This is a genomic window from Pseudomonas sp. HD57-3, assembly GCF_056113135.1.
Map to the genome: position 1 here is coordinate 6,413,421 of NZ_CM148568.1, position 16,868 is coordinate 6,430,288.

A 16,868-nucleotide genomic window follows, 5' to 3' on the forward strand; every position below is an offset into this window, starting at 1 on the left:
TTTAAGCCTGTCTCGCTGGCGGCTTGAGCCGCACGTAAAGGGTTTTACCGACCCGCGCCACCAGGTTGCCGGCGCCGTCATGAATGTCGACCTGCAACTGCGGCAGGTATTTCTCGCCACTGGCGGTCTGCCGACGGATCTCGTCAAGCAGGGTGTCGTCGATGTTGAACCGGGCGAACACCGGACCTTTGCCCGGCGATATGAAATCAATGTCGGCGGCCTTGTCCCAGACGATGTACCGCGAGCCGAGGTTCTCCATGAGCATCAACATGAAGAACGGGTCGACCATCGAATACAGACTGCCGCCGAACTGGGTGCCGACGTAATTGCGGTTGTACCAGCCCAGGCCCATCGAGACCTGGATGTCACGAAAGTCATCGCTGATGTGCTTCACGCGGACACCGGCGCCGAAATACGGCGGGTAGAACGTCATGATCCAGCGCATCAGCCGCGCCTTGCCAAACTTTTGGATCAGCCACTCACGCATCCGGCCGCGTCCCCAGCCCCATGGCCTGACGGGCGAACCAGCGTTTGGCCGGCGGCAGCAGATCGAGACCGAGCAGGCCGATGTTGCGCCCCAGCGACACCAGCGGCTGAGTGCTGCCAAACAGGCGCGTGACCTGATCGGAGAAACCGACGGTGAGGTCCTGATCGAGACGCTGACGCTCGCGATAGGCCTGCAACGTGGCGAAATCCCCCAGCGGTTTGTCGCTGGCCAGCAGCGCGGCGGCCAACGCATCGGCATCGCGCAGGGACAGGTTGAAACCCTGCCCGGCAATTGGATGCAGGCTGTGGGCGGCATTGCCGAGAACGGCCAGATGCGAGCGCACCTGCTCCTCGGCTTCCACCAGCGACAGCGGATACAGATGCCGCGCGCCAACCTGTTTCAAAGTGCCGAGACGGTAGCCGAACACACCTTGCAGCTCGCTGAGGAAATCACGCTCGCTCAGATCGGCCAGCCGTTGCGCGTCCATGCCCAGACGCGTCCAGACCAGCGCGCAGCGGTTTTCCGGCAGCGGCAGCAGCGCCATCGGGCCTTCGTCGGTGAAGCGCTCGAAGGCCATGCCGTTGTGCGCTTCGCTCGGGGTGATGTTGGCGATCAGCGCGCTCTGGTTATACGGGCGCTTGCGCACGTTGATGCCCAGTTGCTCGCGCAGACCGGAACGGCCGCCATCGGCGAGCACCGCCAGATCACACTCGACCGTGGTTTCGTCATTGAGGGTCAGGCGATAACCGTCCGGCAACGGCTCCATGCGAGTGACTTCCGCAGGACAACGCCAACTGATCACCTCTTTATCGAGGTGCTGCCAGAGACACTGGCCGAGCCAGGCGTTTTCCACGACATAGCCGAGAGCCGGGACGCCCTCTTCCATCGCCGACAGGCGGGCGGTGGAAAAACGTCCACGGTCGGATACATGAATCTGCTTGATTGGCTCGGCGCGGCGGGAGATTTCCTGCCACACGCCCAGCCGCTGATAAATCTGCCGCGAACCGAAAGACAGCGCCGAGGAACGCGCGTCGTAGCTTGGCTGCCAGGTGTCACCGGGGGCGAACGGTTCGATCAGCACGATCTTCCAGCCACGGGCCTTGGCTCCGGCCTGCAAGGCCAACGCCAGACTGGCGCCGACCAGACCTCCACCGATGATTGCCAGATTGACCCGACTCATGCCGCGCAGGTCCGTGCTTGCGCCATCAGGGCTTCGATCTCGGCGACGGTTTTCGGCACGCCACCCGTCAGGATTTCACAACCGCTCTTGGTCACTACCACGTCATCCTCGATGCGCACGCCAATGCCGCGCCATTTCTTCGCTACGTTCTGATTGTCCGGAGCGATGTAGATGCCCGGCTCCACGGTCAGCGCCATGCCGACTTCCAGCACTCGCCATTCGCCGCCGACCTTGTATTCGCCGACGTCATGCACATCCATCCCCAGCCAGTGGCCGGCGCGGTGCATGTAAAACGCCTTGTAGGCCTCGGAGGCGATCAACTCGTCGACTTCGCCCTGCAACAGCCCGAGCTTCAACAGCCCGGTGGTGATGACCCGAACCGTGGCTTCGTGCGCCTGGTTCCAGTGCTTGTTCGGGGCGATTTCGGCGAACGCGGCTTCCTGCGAAGCCAGCACCAGTTCGTAGATCGCTTTCTGTTCAGCGGAAAACTTGCCGTTGACCGGCCAGGTGCGGGTGATGTCGCTGGCGTAGCAGTCGATCTCGCAACCGGCGTCGATCAGCACCAGATCGCCGTCCTTGAGCAGCGCGTCATTCTGCTGGTAATGCAGGATGCAGCTGTTGCGCCCGGCAGCGACGATCGAACCATAGGCCGGCATTTTCGCCCCGCCCTTGCGGAACTCGTAATCCAGTTCGGCTTCTAGACTGTACTCGTACAGCCCGGCTTGGCTGGCCTGCATCGCCCGGATGTGGGCTTGGGCGGAAATCCGCGCCGCTTCGCGCATCACCTTCACTTCTGCCGCCGATTTATACAGGCGCATGTCGTGCAGCAGGTGATCCAGGGCAACGAATTCGTTCGGCGGCTGGGCGCCGAGGTGCGCCTTTGAGCGGATCACGTTGATCCAGTCCATCAGGTGACGGTCGAATTCCGGGTTGCTGCCCATCGCCGAATACACCCGGTCGCGGCCTTCGATCAGGCCCGGCAGGATGTCGTCGATGTCAGTAATCGGGAAGGCGTCGTCGGCGCCGAAATCGCGAATCGCGCCCTCCTGGCCGGCGCGCAGGCCGTCCCAGAGTTCGCGTTCGGCATTGCGCTCACGGCAGAACAGCACGTACTCGCCGTGCTCGCGCCCGGGCATCAGGACGATGACCGCCTGTGGCTCAGGAAAGCCGCTGAGGTACTGGAAGTCGCTGTCCTGACGATAGACGTGCTCGACGTCGCGGTTGCGAATGGCGACCGCGGCGGCAGGCAGGATCGCGATGCTGTTGGGTTCCATCTGCGCCATCAGCGCCTTGCGGCGCCGGGCGTATTCCGCTTTCGGGATATGGATCATGGGCAGATGGCTTTCCCTGGCACGCGATCAGTGCAGCGACGGCTTGGCCGCTGGCGGCACGTCGGCCTTTTTGGTTTCGGAGAACAGCAGCAACGGAGCGACACGCAGGTACTCCATGACTTCCATATAGTCGCTTTCGCCGTCTTCGGATTCCTCCAGTGCGTCTTGCACCTGGGAGATCGCTGCCAAATCCTGCAACACTTCAGTGGCTTCGGTGCTCAGCATGCTGCTGTCGCGGCAGTTCAGACCGAAACCGGTGAGGAAGCCCTGGCACCATTCGCCCAGCGCGGCGGCGCGCTCGGCCAGTGGCGCGTCATCGTTCGGCAGCAGCAGAACCACGGTGACGTCATCACCGGTGAGTTCGCTCTTGACCATCTCCTGCAGACCGATCAGCGCGTTGCGGACGTTGTCCTGCGGCTCGCTTTCGAGCAGCTCGGCGGCATCGATCAGCCACTCTTCGGCATTGAAGCCGGCGCCGGCGCAACTGCGGCCCAGCAACAGGCCGTGCAGTTCGGCAGGCGAAACGGAGTGACCGCTGGAGTTCAGCAGGGTGGCAAAGCCTTGGTACGGGGAATTCTGAATGGGCATGGGCAGCTAGGCGCCAGACGGCGCTATGTCTAGAATGAAGGCCTTGTATCCTACATCGACAGACTCGCCAAGACCATTAAAGGCTGTCCGCCAGCCAAACCCATCAGACCGAATCAGTGGACACAATGGAAGACACCGACCTGCAAGCGCTGATGGCCAGACTCGAACTGCTGATTACCCGAGTCGAGCAACTAAAGAGTCAAAATGCACTCTTACTTGCTCAGGAAAAGACCTGGCGCGAGGAACGCGCGCACCTCATTGAAAAAAACGAAATCGCCCGGCGTAAGGTCGAATCGATGATTTCGCGCCTCAAGGCCCTGGAGCAAGACTCATGAGTTCAAGCAATAGCGTTACCGTGCAGATCCTCGACAAAGAGTATTCGATCATCTGTCCCCAGGAAGAGCGCAGCAATCTGATCAGCGCCGCTCGCTACCTGGACGGCAAGATGCGCGAGATCCGCAGCAGCGGCAAAGTCATCGGCGCCGACCGCATCGCCGTGATGGCCGCGCTGAACATCACTCACGACCTCTTGCACAAAGAAGAGCGTCCGGACATCCAGGCCAGCGGTTCGACCCGTGAACAGGTGCGTGACTTGCTCGATCGTGTCGATCTGGTGCTGGCCGACGATCCGGACATCAGCAAGGGCTGATTCGCCAGGCTGCTTGAGTTATACTCGCCGCACTCCCTGGGGTGCTTGCCAGTTGACGATGTCCCTGAGCCGATTTGCACTACCCTGGGGGTTGCACGTTGGGCTGGTGTGCATGTCCGCCAGACGGAAAGCCTTAAAGCCTACTGCATCCTCCACCTTGAACTCTCGGGTTCAAGGGCTAAGTCGACAGCGGCTCATCCGGGGAGCCTGATTCGAATCCGATGCCGGTGCATGCCGGCATCGGATTTTTTATGCGTACGTTTTCGTCCCATCCTGCCGAAGCCGAACCATGACCGAACCCGCGTTGCTGCCCCGTCCCCAACTGCGCCGCCTGCTGCGCAAGGCCCGCCGCTCGCTGACGCGAAGCGAACAACGCCAGGCCGCCGAAGGTCTGTACAAGCAACTGGCACAAGACCCGCACTTTCGCCGGGCGAAACACATTTCCCTGTACCTGCCCACCGACGGTGAAATCGACCCGCGCCTGTTGCTGCGCGCCGCCCAGCGTCGGGGCAAGAAAACCTACCTGCCGGTGCTCAGTGCCTGGCCGCGGACCAAAATGGTCTTCCAGCAGATCCGCCCCGGCGAGAAACTCAAACCCAACCGCTTCCGCATTCTGGAGCCGCGCGCCAATCTGGCCCGTCAACGCAAGGTCTGGGCACTGGATCTGGTGTTATTGCCACTGGTGGGATTCGACGATGTCGGCGGGCGCCTGGGCATGGGCGGCGGATTCTACGATCGCAGTCTGGCGTACCTGGCCCGACGCCAGAACTGGCGCAAGCCGACACTGTTGGGGCTGGCCCATGAATGTCAGAAAGTCGAACGTCTCGCGCAAGCGAGCTGGGATGTACCGTTGCAGGGAACGGTGACAGACAAGACGTGGTATTTCGCAGGATAGACGCCGCGCGGATCAGCGGCGTCGAAAAGGCAGTTTCAGCGTTTGAAGGCTGTCGACTGTTGTACTTGTTGCGCTACTTCAATCGGTGCATCGGCCTTGTTGGCCCACAGACTTTGCGCATAACCGGTGGTCACTACGCCCAGACCGAACAAAATCACCAAAGTCCACAGCAAATCCGGTTTGCGTTTCATCGATTGCCCCCCTCAAGGCACATCATCACGATGACAGCAGCGGTTTCCATTCGTAGGCCGTGCAGCAGCGTCAAGCTTTAAAGGCCGGCATTTTGCGACAACGTGAACCTCTGCGCAAATGCTGGCGTCAACCGACCGTCGGTTTGTCATAAAATTGCCGGACAACCTGCCCAATGACCGCTTGAGGAGCACACACCATGGCCTACTGGCTGATGAAATCCGAGCCCGACGAACTCTCGATCAAGGGCCTGGAAAAGCTCGGCAAAGCGCGCTGGGACGGGGTTCGCAACTATCAGGCACGCAATTTCCTGCGGGCCATGGCGGTGGGGGACGAGTTCTTTTTCTACCATTCCAGCTGCCCGGAGCCGGGGATTGCCGGAATCGGCAAAATAATCGAAGCCGCGTACCCGGATCCCACCGCACTGGAACCGGAAAGCCATTACTTCGACCCGAAAGCCACGCCGGAGAAGAACGCCTGGAGCGCGATTGATGTTGCCCACGTCGAAACTTTCAGCCGGGTCTTGAAGCTGGACTATCTGAAACAGCAGACCGCGCTGGCCGAGATGCCGCTGGTGCAGAAGGGTTCGCGACTGTCGGTGATGCCAGTGACGGCCGAGCAGTGGGCGGCGGTGATCGCGCTCAAACCCTGAATCATCCTTTGCCTGACAGAATGCAATCCCTGGCAAGCCAGCTCCCACAGGTATTTCTGGTGGTCACAAATTATGTGTTCACTAAAAATCCCTGTGGGAGCTGCGGTGCGACGATTCGACTTGCCAGCGATGGGGCCCGCCCGAACAACGAATGCCTTACTGAATGATCAGGTTGTTGAACAACAGATCTTCAACCACCGGCTTGCCGGTCTCGTCATTCATCACTTGCTGAGTCTGCTTCAAGGCTTCCTGACGCAGCTTTTCCTTGCCTTCGATGCTGCCCATCGCATCAGTCGTCTGCTGGGTGAACAGCGCCACCAGCTGATTGCGGATCAGCGGCTCGTTGGCCTTGACCAGTTTGGTCGCCTCTTCACCGGTCACCCGCAGTGCCACGTCGGCCTTGTAGACCTTGAGCTTCGGGGTGCCATCCAGCCCGTAGTTGCCCACGAACGGCGGGCTCAGGGTGATGTAGTTGACCTTCGGCGCCTCGCCTTCTTTGGCCTCTTCGGCCAGCGCTGCCACAGGCAGAGACAGGGCCAGCAACAACATGATCCACGCTTTCACAATTCGCTCCTTATCCGGTTTGCGGCCTAGCATAACGACCCGCCGCGCAAGCACAAGCTTATGGCGGACTATCAGGGCCGGGCATGCTCGTTGACCCGTTGACTGCCACACCTACACTTATCGGCCATCTCTCCCAAAGGAATAGCCCTGATGAAAGCCGTGCTGTGCAAAGCCTTCGGCCCTGCCGAATCGCTGGTGCTGGAAGACGTCGCCAGTCCTGTCGCCAAGAAGAACGAAATCCTGCTGGACGTGCACGCCGCCGGGGTCAACTTCCCGGACACGCTGATCATCGAGGGCAAGTACCAGTTCAAGCCGCCCTTCCCGTTCTCGCCAGGTGGCGAAGCCTCCGGCGTGGTCAGCGAAGTGGGTGAAAAGGTCAGTCACCTGAAAGTCGGCGACCGGGTCATGGCCCTGACCGGCTGGGGCAGCTTCGCCGAGCAGGTCGCGGTGCCGGGCTATAACGTGCTGCCGATCCCGCCGTCGATGGATTTCAACACCGCCGCCGCGTTCAGCATGACCTACGGCACGTCGATGCACGCCCTCAAACAGCGCGGCAACCTGCAACCGGGTGAAACCCTGCTGGTTCTCGGTGCTTCCGGCGGCGTTGGCCTGGCTGCCGTGGAAATCGGCAAAGCCATGGGCGCCCGGGTGATCGCAGCCGCCAGCAGCGCGGAAAAACTCGCCGTGGCCAAGGCTGCCGGTGCCGACGAACTGATCAACTACAGCGAAACCAGCCTCAAGGACGAGATCAAGCGCCTGACCGACGGCCAGGGCGCCGACGTGATCTACGACCCGGTCGGCGGCGACCTGTTCGATCAGGCCATCCGCGCCATCGCCTGGAACGGCCGCCTGTTGGTCGTCGGTTTCGCCAGCGGCCGCATTCCCGAACTGCCGGTCAACCTCGCCCTGCTCAAGGGCGCGGCGGTACTCGGCGTGTTCTGGGGTTCCTTCGCCCAGCGCCAGCCGCAGGACAACGCGGCGAACTTCCAGCAACTGTTCGGCTGGTTTGCCGAGGGCAAGCTGAAACCGCTGGTGTCGCAGGTCTATCCGCTGGGCAACGCCGCGCAGGCGATCAATGATCTCGGGCAGCGCAAGGCTGTCGGGAAAGTCGTGGTGCAAGTGCGCTGAGCTGATCGGGCGACCCGGATTGATGGCAACTTCCGGGTCGCCCTTCAGAGCACTCCAGCCCTACATCAAACTGCGAATGTCCTCCGGCAACAGGCTCATGTACGTCCGGACCGGACTGTCGCGGCATCCCCTGACAATCATCGGAATCCGCTTGTTCAGTCTGGCGATCATCTCGAGGCGCTGTTCGTCCGGCAGCTGCGCTTTGTGTAAAACATTGGAAAGGTAGGCCCTGGTGTGAACGAACACCTTGGCATCGATCCACGACTGTTCCGCAATGTTGCCGAGGTATTCGTTCAGGGTTCGGCACTTCAAGGCTTTCAGTTGCTGGTTGATGTGGATGGGTTGATCCAGATCCAGCCTGAATACCATCGGCGCAAGGACTCGCCTCTCTGCCGGTTTGTCGCCCTCGACGATCCACGGTTTGAAACGCCATTGCTCGACAGCCGCCCTGACCGCTTCGATCAGCTCCGGATGGCTGTTTGGCGCGAAGCTGATCCGGTCGACTGAACCGTCAGCATGGACAGTGAACTCGGCGCCCACTTCACCGACCACGCCAGCCCTGAAAAGCCCCAGCGGATAGACCGGCCTCGGGTTGTTTTCCGGAATCAGCAGCACCTCTGACGCCCACGCTCCTCCCGATGCCATCAGCAAAAACAGCAACACACACCACCGCATGAGCCCTTCCCCCTTCACCGCACGAGTGCCCGATTGGCACCGTCAAAAGGGTAGAGCCCGGCAGCCTGAAACAGAACGCCGCGCCTTCCGCATTGTTCGCAGGACATTTCCCAAATCTGTGCCCTACAAAGCCATGAAACCCGGCAGGAAGACGTCGAAGTAACCTTTCCCACAACGCCGCGTACTTATATCTGAGCGACATGTTCATAAAGGAACGCGCGACTTCCAACATTTCCGCTGTTTTGCCGATGGGAAGCGGTGCTATTTTCGGTAACGAAACTGTAACATTCGCATCCGCAGTCAAAACAAGAAATCTGGAGCTCTTGAATGTTTGCTTTCTTTCGTCCTGCCGCACATCAGGCTCCATTGCCTGAAGAAAAAATCGACAGCACCTACCGACGCCTGCGTTGGCAGATCTTCGCCGGCATCTTCTTTGGCTACGCGGGTTACTACCTGCTGCGCAAGAACTTCTCGCTGGCCATGCCGTACCTGATTGACGAAGGCTACAGCCGTGGCGATCTGGGCCTGGCGATGTCGGCCATCGCCATCGCCTACGGCCTGTCCAAGTTCCTCATGGGCCTGGTGTCCGACCGCTCCAACCCGCGTTACTTCCTGCCATTCGGTCTGCTGGTATCGGCCGGGGTCATGTTCATTTTCGGTTTCGCGCCTTGGGCAACCTCCAGCGTGACCATGATGTTCATCCTGCTGTTCATCAACGGTTGGGCCCAGGGCATGGGCTGGCCGCCGAGCGGACGCACGATGGTGCACTGGTGGTCGCAGAAAGAACGTGGCGGCGTGGTGTCGGTGTGGAACGTGGCGCATAACGTCGGCGGCGGCCTGATCGGCCCGCTGTTCCTGATCGGCATGGGCCTGTTCAACGACTGGCACGCAGCGTTCTACGTCCCGGCCGCTGTGGCTCTGGCGGTAGCGGTGTTCGCTTTCGTGACCATGCGCGACACCCCGCAGTCGGTCGGCCTGCCGCCGATCGAGAAGTACAAGAACGACTACCCGGAAGGCTACGACGCCAGCCACGAAGACGAATTCAGCGCCAAGGAAATCTTCGTCAAATACGTGCTGCGCAACAAAATGCTCTGGTACATCGCCATGGCCAACGTCTTCGTTTACCTGCTGCGCTACGGCGTGCTGGACTGGGCGCCGACCTACCTGAAGGAAGCCAAGGGTTTCACCGTGGATAAAACCTCGTGGGCCTATTTCTTCTATGAGTGGGCGGGGATTCCGGGCACGCTGCTGTGCGGCTGGATGTCGGACAAGATCTTCCGTGGCAACCGTGGCCTGACCGGCATGGTGTTCATGGCACTGGTGACCGTGGCGACGCTGGTGTACTGGCTGAACCCGGCCGGCAACCCGACCGTCGACATGATCGCGCTGTTCTCCATCGGCTTCCTGATCTACGGCCCGGTGATGCTGATCGGCCTGCAGGCGCTGGAACTGGCACCGAAGAAAGCCGCCGGCACTGCCGCAGGCTTCACCGGTCTGTTCGGTTATCTGGGTGGTTCGGTCGCGGCCAGTGCAGCAATGGGCTACACCGTGGACCATTTCGGCTGGGATGGCGGTTTCGTGCTGCTGGTGGGCGCTTGCCTGCTGTCGATGGCCTTCCTGGCCCCGACCCTGTGGCACAAGCAAGTCGCCAGTCAGAGCCGCGAAGCAGTCGCCTGATCGGCCTTTGACTTACAGCGCTTGAGCCGCGCCTCCAGATTCCGGTCTGGCATGGCGTGGCTGCGCAGGGCGTGAGCGGTCTGCTCGACATAATCGCGAGTGGTGCCGTACCGCCCGCAAGCGCTTTCGAACACCTGGCTCAGCACATGATCCGGCAGATTGCCGGCATAGCTGGGCAGGTGTCGCTCCAATACAAATCCCAAGGCCTGTACCTGGCTGCCATCTTCGAGTCGGCAGTTGAGCCAGTGTGGCCGATAGGACGGGAACGGCATCTCGCGTTTCCACAACGCATACAGCGCGCTGTCCAGATTGTCTTCCGGCAACCGATAGGCGAAGCCGCTGCACGAGCCGCCGCGATCCAGACCGAAGACCAAACCGGGCATTTCCGGCGTGCCGCGATGTTCGTGGGACCACAGGTACAAACCGCGATGGTAGCCATGCACGCGCCCGCGCATCCGCTCGACGGCGGAGCATTCCGGCCGCCAGATCAGCGAGCCGTAGGCGAACAGCCACACCGGCCCGCCCTTGTGGCGCGCCATGGTCGATTGCATGGAAGCGAGAAGTTGTTCGTGCGTCAGCTGCGGCCCAAGATCGAGCCGCGGAGGGTAAGCCAGGTTCAGAAAAGCGTTTTCAATGGCGCTCATGGCGAATAGCGTTCAGCTCCCCGCGGGTGAAGAATTACTTAATAGAACGCACCGCTGTAACAATAAGGCACATATGTTTTAAGGCAATTTGAGTGCCATGGCACAGTTCTTAATTGATTGCCTGATTGATATATAACCTACCGGCATTTATGCAATTACATAAATACCGATCGGCTATATAGAGAGTTATAACGAACTTACGAGCGCGGTGCGTAAGCGAACACATCCGCACGCATCTGATGAGCATCCATCCCTGCTTCGACCAACGCATCCAGCGTGCCGTAGACCATGGCTGGCGAGCCGCTGGCGTAGACGTGCAGCGGTTTCAGATCGGGGAAATCCTCGCAGACTGCCTCATGCAACATGCCGCAGCGCCCTTCCCAGCCGCACTGATCACTGACGACCTTGTGCAGGAACAGATTGGGCAACTTCAGCCATTCGTCCCAATGTTCGATTTCGTAAAAATCTTCCGGACGACGCACGCCCCAGTACAAGTGCACCGGATGTTTGAAGCCAGTGGCCCGGCAGTGTTCGATCAGGCTGTGGATCTGGCCCATGCCGGTGCCGGCGGCGATCAGCACCAGCGGCCCGTCCGGCAGTTCCGCCAGATGGGTGTCGCCGAACGGCAGTTCGACCCGCACCATCGGGTTGCGCGTGAGCTGATCGATCAGGCTCAGCGCACTGGATTCGCGCGCCAGCACATGGATTTCCAGATCGCGCCCGCCGTGGGGCGCCGAGGCCATGGAGAACGCCGACTTCTCGCCGTTCTCGCGCTCGATCATCAGATACTGGCCAGCGTGGTAGCGCGGCGGCTTGCCGGCCGGCGCCCGCAGACGCACACGAAAGGTATCGCCACCGACGTCCCGGCATTCGATGACCTGACACGACACGCTGCGCACGGGCAGTTCTCCCAGCGCGAGCACGCCATCCCACAGCACGATGCAGTCTTCCAGCGGCTCCGCTATGCAAGTGTAGAACTCGCCGTGGTCGTGCACCTTGCCGGCCTGTTCGACCCGGCCTTCCACCAGCAGCGCCGCACACACGTGGCAATTGCCGTTGCGGCAGCTTTGCGGGCATTCGTAGCCCAAGCGCCGCGCACCATCGAGAATCCGCTCTCCGGGCTGTATCTCGAGCACCGCTCCGGAGGGCTGCAGGGTTACACGCATCAATCTATTCCTAACTGATTCCAGATGGCATCGATCCGTTGGGTGACGGCGTCATCCTTGACGATGACGCGGCCCCACTCGCGAGTGGTTTCGCCCGGCCACTTGTGGGTGGCGTCCAGGCCCATCTTCGAGCCGAGCCCCGACACCGGCGAGGCGAAGTCGAGGTAGTCGATCGGCGTGTTGTCGATCATCACCGTGTCGCGCTTGGGGTCCATGCGCGTGGTGATGGCCCAGATCACGTCGTTCCAGTCCCGCGCGTTGATATCGTCGTCGGTGACGATAACGAACTTGGTGTACATGAACTGTCGCAAAAACGACCAGACACCCAGCATCACGCGCTTGGCGTGGCCCGGATACGACTTCTTCATCGTCACCACGGCCATGCGGTACGAGCAGCCTTCCGGCGGCAGGTAGAAATCGGTGATCTCCGGAAACTGCTTCTGCAGGATCGGAACGAACACTTCATTCAGCGCCACGCCGAGAATCGCCGGCTCATCCGGCGGACGGCCGGTGTAGGTGCTGTGGTAGATCGGCTTGATCCGATGGGTAATACGCTCGACGGTGAACACCGGGAAGCTGTCGACTTCGTTGTAGTAACCGGTGTGGTCACCGTACGGGCCTTCATCGGCCATTTCGCCCGGATGGATCACGCCTTCAAGAATGATTTCGGCAGTGGCCGGCACTTGCAGGTCGTTGCCACGGCACTTCACCAGTTCCGTGCGGCTGTCGCGCAGCAGACCGGCGAAGGCGTATTCGGAGAGGCTGTCCGGCACCGGAGTAACGGCGCCGAGAATGGTCGCCGGATCCGCGCCAAGGGCCACGGACACCGGGAACGGCTGGCCCGGATGCTTTTCGCACCACTCACGGAAATCCAGCGCGCCGCCACGGTGGCTGAGCCAGCGCATGATGACCTTGTTGCGGCCGATCACTTGCTGGCGGTAGATACCAAGGTTCTGCCGGTCCTTGTTCGGACCTTTGGTGACCGTCAGACCCCAAGTGATCAGCGGCGCCACGTCGCCCGGCCAGCAGGTCTGTACCGGCAGCATCGCCAGATCGACGTCGTCGCCTTCGATGACCACTTCCTGGCACGGGGCGTCTTTGACGACCTTCGGCGCCATCGCGATGATCTTGCGGAAGATCGGCAGCTTCGACCACGCGTCTTTCAAGCCCTTCGGCGGCTCAGGCTCCTTGAGGAATGCCAGCAGCTTGCCGATTTCGCGCAGCTCGCTGACCGACTCGGCGCCCATGCCCATGGCCACCCGCTCGGGAGTGCCGAACAGGTTGCCGAGCACCGGGATGTCGTAACCGGTCGGCTTCTCGAACAGCAGCGCCGGGCCCTTGGCCCGCAGCGTGCGGTCGCACACCTCGGTCATTTCCAGCACCGGCGAGACGGGAATCTGGATGCGTTTCAACTCTCCGCGCTGCTCAAGCTGCTGCACGAAATCCCGAAGATCCTTGAATTTCATTGACGATGGCACCCTCAAAATAGGCGTACATCCTACCTGCTATGCCGGTCGCTGGCAGCCCGTCACTGCTTACTTGGCTGCATTCGCCTGACCTTTTCCCAGATTTGCCCTGGCCTGCAGGCCGACAAACAGCGGTTCGAGGATCGGCGCCACGAAGCGCGCACCGACTTCCGACAGGTGATTGTCATCGGTGTACAGCGAGTAACCACCGAGCTCGGCACGGCACAGGCCGCTTTCATCGCACAGCTTCGGCGCCGGATCAATGACTCGCACCGCCGGGTCTTTTGCCAGATCGGCGAACAGCTGACTGATGAACGCCTGGCGCTTGTGGTGTTCGGCGACATTCAGCCCGACGTCATCTACCGGGCGATCCAGCATCGCCAGCCGCGTCAGGCGGTACGGCGGACTGAAAGCCTGCAACGGCACCTCTTTCACCAGCCAGACCCGATGCCCGGCTGCCCGCAACTGCGCCACCCGTGCACGAAGGCCTTCGGCCAGACGCTGCTCGGCGATGACCCGGTCGTAATGTCCGTCGGCTGCTTTCAATGCGTGATCCAGGCCACTTTTCGTGTCGCCATAGAGATACAGGCTCCAGCGCGCGACCAGCACCACATCGCTGACGTTCTGCGGCTTGAGTGCCTGTTCGACCCGCTGATTGAACCGTGCGCAGCGGGCGTCATGTTCAATTCCCGCCACCGGAACGCAACCGGCCGAACTGGCGAGGATTACGCTGACACCATGGGCTTTGGCGCCATCGTCGAATATCGGAATCAGCGCCGTGGCATGGCTGTCACCCCAGACCAGCGCACGTGACGGGCGGTCCTGCTGGCCGTAGCGGCAGAACAGTTTGTCATCCGGCGTCTTGTCGTCGGCCAGGCATGCCATCAGTTCCGGCCGCCATTCGCGGCCCTTGGCGTATTGCAGCGCCTGATCGGACAACCGCCACGGCAACCCATCAGTCCAGCGCAGGGTTTGCCCGGCCAGCCCGAGTACCAGCACACCGAAAGCGCCGGCCAGAAGAATCTGCCGACGCCCGGCCAACAAACGCCGCTCGCGAAACGGCGTCTCGACGAATTTCCACGACAGATAACCCAGCACCAGGGTCAGCAGGATCAGCCCGGCACTGTCGAAGGCGCTCGGTTCCTCGACGCTGGCGTAGCTGGAAAACACGAACACCGGCCAGTGCCACAGGTACCAGGAATAGGAAATCAGACCCAGGCCGACCATGACCCGGCTGCTCAAGAATTGACCCACCCAGGTCTGGCGATGACCGTTGGCCAGGATCAGCAGCACGACGCCAAGCACCGGCAGCAATGCGGCCGCACCGGGGAACGGCGTACGCTTGTCGAAACCGAGCACCGCCAACAGAATCAGGCCCATGCCGAGCAGGCTCAACAGTTGTGCGGCCATCGGCTTGAGGCGCCACGCGTGTTTCGGCGCAATCGCCAGCATCGCACCGGCCAACAGCTCCCACGCCCGCATCGGCAACAGAAAGAAGGCTTTTTCCGGGTGATGATGGACCGCCCAGACGCTCAACCCGAACGACACGAGCAGCACGCCGAACAGCGCCAGCCGCCAGTGTTTCAAGCGGCTCGACATCAGGGCCAGCAACAGCGGAAAGACGATGTAGAACTGCTCCTCCACCGCCAGCGACCAGGTATGCAGCAGCGGTTTGAGGTCCGAGGCAACATCGAAATAGCCGTCCTGGCGCATGAACAGGATGTTCGAGACGAACATCACCTGATAGCGCACCGAACGCCCGAGTTCTTCGTAGTCCTTGGGCGCCAGCAGGAACCAGCCCACCGCCAGCACCGCAATGATCATCGCAAACAGCGCCGGCAGAATCCGCCGCGCACGCCGCGACCAGAACTCGACGAAGCTGAACCTGCCCGCCTGGCGCTGGTTCCAGATGATCGAGGTGATGAGGTAGCCGGAGATCACGAAAAACACGTCCACGCCGACAAAACCGCCGGTAATTCCGGGGACGCCAAAATGGAACAACACCACGGCAATTACAGCGACTGCGCGCAAGCCGTCGATATCCCTTCGATAAGCGAGTGTGCTCATAAATCCTTGATGCCAATCAGATGGTTATTTTTGTACAGCCTTCAATGCTGCTTCTTTGTTTTGCCAACTCAATGACCTTACCAGATCGCAAACCTCCCATCGTCCCGGACAGAAAACAGGCAAAAAAAAATGGCGCCCCCTGAGGGACGCCATTTTCTGAATCAACCGACGATGTTACTTGCGCTTCATCGACAGGAAGAATTCGTCGTTGGTCTTGGTCGTTTTCAGCTTGTCGACCAGGAACTCGATGGCCGCCACTTCGTCCATCGGGTGCAGCAGTTTACGCAGGATCCACATACGCTGCAGTTCGTCGTCGGCAGTCAACAGCTCTTCGCGACGGGTACCGGACTTGTTGATGTTGATGGCCGGGAACACACGCTTCTCGGCGATACGACGGTCCAGTGGCAGCTCCATGTTGCCGGTGCCCTTGAACTCTTCGTAGATCACTTCGTCCATCTTCGAGCCGGTTTCAACCAGCGCGGTGGCGATGATGGTCAGCGAGCCGCCTTCTTCGATGTTGCGCGCAGCGCCGAAGAAACGCTTCGGTTTCTCCAGGGCGTGGGCATCGACACCACCGGTCAGCACCTTGCCGGAGCTCGGGATCACGGTGTTGTAGGCACGTGCCAGACGGGTGATGGAGTCGAGCAGGATCACCACGTCCTTCTTGTGTTCAACCAGGCGCTTGGCCTTCTCGATCACCATTTCAGCCACTTGCACGTGACGGGTCGGCGGCTCGTCGAAGGTCGAGGCAACCACTTCGCCGCGCACGGTGCGCTGCATTTCGGTCACTTCTTCCGGACGTTCGTCGATCAACAGCACGATCAGGTGAACTTCAGGATTGTTACGGGCGATGTTCGCTGCGATGTTCTGCAGCATGATCGTTTTACCGGCTTTCGGCGGTGCAACGATCAGACCGCGCTGGCCTTTGCCGATCGGGGCGCACAGGTCGATCACACGACCGGTCAGGTCTTCGGTGGAACCGTTGCCGGCTTCCATCTTCATGCGCACGTTCGGGAACAGCGGGGTCAGGTTCTCGAAGAGAATCTTGTTCTTCGCGTTCTCAGGGCGATCGAAGTTGATCGTGTCGACCTTGAGCAGGGCGAAATAACGCTCGCCTTCCTTCGGAGGGCGGATCTTGCCAACGATGGTGTCACCGGTGCGCAAGTTGAAACGGCGGATCTGGCTCGGCGAGACGTAGATGTCGTCAGGGCCGGCGAGATAGGAAGCGTCAGCGGAGCGCAGGAAGCCGAAGCCGTCCTGGAGAATCTCCAGCACGCCATCACCGGAGATTTCCTCACCGCTTTTAGCGTGCTTTTTCAGCAGGGAGAAAATCACGTCCTGCTTGCGCGAACGGGCCATATTTTCTATGCCCATCTGTTCGGCCAATTCGAGCAGTTCGGTAATCGGCTTTTGCTTGAGTTCAGTCAGATTCATATAGGAATGACGTAATCATTTATGGAGGGGGGAAATTAAGCTTTTGGCTTAATGAGGCCGCGCCGCGGAGAAGGCG

18 protein-coding genes and 1 other RNA gene are annotated in these 16,868 nt (G+C 60.8%); 7 read left to right on the plus strand and 12 right to left on the minus strand.

Translation table 11 applies throughout. The features are described 5' to 3' along the window. Position 1 precedes the first annotated feature (1 nt). From AC0R79_RS29195 to AC0R79_RS29210, 4 genes are read right to left on the minus strand one after another with little or no spacing between them, the layout of a single operon-like run. The gene (locus AC0R79_RS29195) at positions 2-487 is read right to left on the minus strand and encodes a DUF4442 domain-containing protein (RefSeq protein WP_127800542.1); all 486 of its coding nucleotides are present in this window, start codon (positions 485-487) and stop codon (positions 2-4) included. Next, positions 480-1,667 carry a 2-octaprenyl-6-methoxyphenyl hydroxylase gene (ubiH, locus tag AC0R79_RS29200; protein WP_007951808.1) on the minus strand — a complete coding sequence of 396 codons (1,188 nt, stop codon included), beginning with the start codon at positions 1,665-1,667 and terminating at the stop codon, positions 480-482. Before ubiH ends, AC0R79_RS29195 begins: the two co-directional genes overlap by 8 nt. Beyond that, positions 1,664-2,998 (minus strand): Xaa-Pro aminopeptidase, encoded by a 1,335-nt coding sequence (pepP, locus tag AC0R79_RS29205; protein ID WP_474732619.1) that lies wholly within the window; start codon positions 2,996-2,998, stop codon positions 1,664-1,666. Before pepP ends, ubiH begins: the two co-directional genes overlap by 4 nt. A gap of 27 nt (positions 2,999-3,025) precedes the next feature. Further along, positions 3,026-3,586 (minus strand): YecA/YgfB family protein, encoded by a 561-nt coding sequence (locus tag AC0R79_RS29210; RefSeq protein WP_007951810.1) that lies wholly within the window; start codon positions 3,584-3,586, stop codon positions 3,026-3,028. Between the two features lie 125 nt (positions 3,587-3,711). On the opposite strand from AC0R79_RS29210, the gene AC0R79_RS29215 reads away from it, so the two are divergent. From AC0R79_RS29215 to AC0R79_RS29230, 4 genes are all read left to right on the plus strand, one after another. After that, entirely contained in the window at positions 3,712-3,921 is a 210-nt protein-coding gene (locus AC0R79_RS29215) for a TIGR02449 family protein (protein ID WP_007940359.1), read from the plus strand. Next, positions 3,918-4,235, plus strand: coding sequence for a cell division protein ZapA (locus AC0R79_RS29220; protein WP_007951811.1), 318 nt, complete (start codon positions 3,918-3,920; stop codon positions 4,233-4,235). The genes AC0R79_RS29215 and AC0R79_RS29220 overlap by 4 nt, the downstream gene beginning before the upstream one ends. A 30-nt stretch (positions 4,236-4,265) precedes the next feature. Next, positions 4,266-4,444: non-coding RNA, 6S RNA (gene ssrS, locus AC0R79_RS29225), on the plus strand. Positions 4,445-4,524: 80 nt separating this feature from the next. Beyond that, positions 4,525-5,130 carry a 5-formyltetrahydrofolate cyclo-ligase gene (locus AC0R79_RS29230; RefSeq protein ID WP_474732620.1) on the plus strand — a complete coding sequence of 202 codons (606 nt, stop codon included), beginning with the start codon at positions 4,525-4,527 and terminating at the stop codon, positions 5,128-5,130. A gap of 35 nt (positions 5,131-5,165) precedes the next feature. Here the strand turns inward: AC0R79_RS29230 and AC0R79_RS29235 are convergent, their stop codons facing one another. After that, on the minus strand, positions 5,166-5,321 hold the full coding sequence (locus AC0R79_RS29235) for a hypothetical protein (RefSeq protein WP_007911192.1): 156 nt from the start codon (positions 5,319-5,321) through the stop codon (positions 5,166-5,168). A 197-nt stretch (positions 5,322-5,518) separates the two neighbouring features. On the opposite strand from AC0R79_RS29235, the gene AC0R79_RS29240 reads away from it, so the two are divergent. Beyond that, complete coding sequence (locus tag AC0R79_RS29240) at positions 5,519-5,971, plus strand: EVE domain-containing protein (RefSeq protein WP_007951813.1); 453 nt, start codon at positions 5,519-5,521, stop codon at positions 5,969-5,971. Between the two features lie 156 nt (positions 5,972-6,127). Here AC0R79_RS29240 and AC0R79_RS29245 read toward each other — a convergent pair whose 3' ends face one another. Then, on the minus strand, positions 6,128-6,535 hold the full coding sequence (locus AC0R79_RS29245) for a flagellar basal body-associated protein FliL (protein ID WP_007951814.1): 408 nt from the start codon (positions 6,533-6,535) through the stop codon (positions 6,128-6,130). Positions 6,536-6,685: 150 nt separating this feature from the next. On the opposite strand from AC0R79_RS29245, the gene AC0R79_RS29250 reads away from it, so the two are divergent. Beyond that, positions 6,686-7,663 (plus strand): NADPH:quinone oxidoreductase family protein, encoded by a 978-nt coding sequence (locus AC0R79_RS29250; RefSeq protein WP_007951816.1) that lies wholly within the window; start codon positions 6,686-6,688, stop codon positions 7,661-7,663. Positions 7,664-7,723: 60 nt separating this feature from the next. On the opposite strand, the gene AC0R79_RS29255 is transcribed toward AC0R79_RS29250, so the two are convergent. Beyond that, positions 7,724-8,338, minus strand: a complete 615-nt coding sequence (locus tag AC0R79_RS29255) for an energy transducer TonB (RefSeq protein ID WP_474735199.1) — start codon at positions 8,336-8,338, stop codon at positions 7,724-7,726. 327 nt (positions 8,339-8,665) lie between these two features. On the opposite strand from AC0R79_RS29255, the gene glpT reads away from it, so the two are divergent. Then, entirely contained in the window at positions 8,666-10,015 is a 1,350-nt protein-coding gene (gene glpT / locus AC0R79_RS29260; protein WP_007951819.1) for a glycerol-3-phosphate transporter, read from the plus strand. On the opposite strand, the gene AC0R79_RS29265 is transcribed toward glpT, so the two are convergent. The 5 genes from AC0R79_RS29265 to rho form a co-directional block, all read right to left on the minus strand. After that, complete coding sequence (locus AC0R79_RS29265) at positions 9,991-10,659, minus strand: gamma-glutamylcyclotransferase (protein WP_085606027.1); 669 nt, start codon at positions 10,657-10,659, stop codon at positions 9,991-9,993. The genes glpT and AC0R79_RS29265 overlap by 25 nt on opposite strands. A 197-nt stretch (positions 10,660-10,856) precedes the next feature. Beyond that, a complete protein-coding gene (locus AC0R79_RS29270; RefSeq protein ID WP_127800550.1) occupies positions 10,857-11,825 on the minus strand; it encodes a CDP-6-deoxy-delta-3,4-glucoseen reductase in 969 nt (322 codons plus the stop codon). Further along, positions 11,825-13,291 (minus strand): 4-hydroxy-3-polyprenylbenzoate decarboxylase, encoded by a 1,467-nt coding sequence (gene ubiD, locus AC0R79_RS29275; RefSeq protein ID WP_007951823.1) that lies wholly within the window; start codon positions 13,289-13,291, stop codon positions 11,825-11,827. Before ubiD ends, AC0R79_RS29270 begins: the two co-directional genes overlap by 1 nt. A gap of 69 nt (positions 13,292-13,360) precedes the next feature. Continuing rightward, entirely contained in the window at positions 13,361-15,358 is a 1,998-nt protein-coding gene (locus AC0R79_RS29280; RefSeq protein WP_474732621.1) for an acyltransferase family protein, read from the minus strand. Positions 15,359-15,532: 174 nt separating this feature from the next. Continuing rightward, a complete protein-coding gene (gene rho / locus AC0R79_RS29285) occupies positions 15,533-16,792 on the minus strand; it encodes a transcription termination factor Rho (protein ID WP_007951825.1) in 1,260 nt (419 codons plus the stop codon). Positions 16,793-16,868: the final 76 nt, after the last annotated feature.

What these genes read in the sequence shown, in the direction of transcription:
- AC0R79_RS29195 (WP_127800542.1), bottom strand. Translation starts at nt 487, where the DNA reads ATGCGTGAGTGGCTGATCCAAAAGTTTGGCAAGGCGCGGCTGATGCGC.
- ubiH (WP_007951808.1), bottom strand. Translation starts at nt 1,667, where the DNA reads ATGAGTCGGGTCAATCTGGCAATCATCGGTGGAGGTCTGGTCGGCGCC.
- pepP (WP_474732619.1), bottom strand. Translation starts at nt 2,998, where the DNA reads ATGATCCATATCCCGAAAGCGGAATACGCCCGGCGCCGCAAGGCGCTG.
- AC0R79_RS29210 (WP_007951810.1), bottom strand. Translation starts at nt 3,586, where the DNA reads ATGCCCATTCAGAATTCCCCGTACCAAGGCTTTGCCACCCTGCTGAAC.
- AC0R79_RS29215 (WP_007940359.1), top strand. Translation starts at nt 3,712, where the DNA reads ATGGAAGACACCGACCTGCAAGCGCTGATGGCCAGACTCGAACTGCTG.
- AC0R79_RS29220 (WP_007951811.1), top strand. Translation starts at nt 3,918, where the DNA reads ATGAGTTCAAGCAATAGCGTTACCGTGCAGATCCTCGACAAAGAGTAT.
- AC0R79_RS29230 (WP_474732620.1), top strand. Translation starts at nt 4,525, where the DNA reads ATGACCGAACCCGCGTTGCTGCCCCGTCCCCAACTGCGCCGCCTGCTG.
- AC0R79_RS29235 (WP_007911192.1), bottom strand. Translation starts at nt 5,321, where the DNA reads ATGAAACGCAAACCGGATTTGCTGTGGACTTTGGTGATTTTGTTCGGT.
- AC0R79_RS29240 (WP_007951813.1), top strand. Translation starts at nt 5,519, where the DNA reads ATGGCCTACTGGCTGATGAAATCCGAGCCCGACGAACTCTCGATCAAG.
- AC0R79_RS29250 (WP_007951816.1), top strand. Translation starts at nt 6,686, where the DNA reads ATGAAAGCCGTGCTGTGCAAAGCCTTCGGCCCTGCCGAATCGCTGGTG.
- AC0R79_RS29255 (WP_474735199.1), bottom strand. Translation starts at nt 8,338, where the DNA reads ATGCGGTGGTGTGTGTTGCTGTTTTTGCTGATGGCATCGGGAGGAGCG.
- glpT (WP_007951819.1), top strand. Translation starts at nt 8,666, where the DNA reads ATGTTTGCTTTCTTTCGTCCTGCCGCACATCAGGCTCCATTGCCTGAA.
- AC0R79_RS29265 (WP_085606027.1), bottom strand. Translation starts at nt 10,659, where the DNA reads ATGAGCGCCATTGAAAACGCTTTTCTGAACCTGGCTTACCCTCCGCGG.
- AC0R79_RS29270 (WP_127800550.1), bottom strand. Translation starts at nt 11,825, where the DNA reads ATGCGTGTAACCCTGCAGCCCTCCGGAGCGGTGCTCGAGATACAGCCC.
- ubiD (WP_007951823.1), bottom strand. Translation starts at nt 13,291, where the DNA reads ATGAAATTCAAGGATCTTCGGGATTTCGTGCAGCAGCTTGAGCAGCGC.
- AC0R79_RS29280 (WP_474732621.1), bottom strand. Translation starts at nt 15,358, where the DNA reads ATGAGCACACTCGCTTATCGAAGGGATATCGACGGCTTGCGCGCAGTC.
- rho (WP_007951825.1), bottom strand. Translation starts at nt 16,792, where the DNA reads ATGAATCTGACTGAACTCAAGCAAAAGCCGATTACCGAACTGCTCGAA.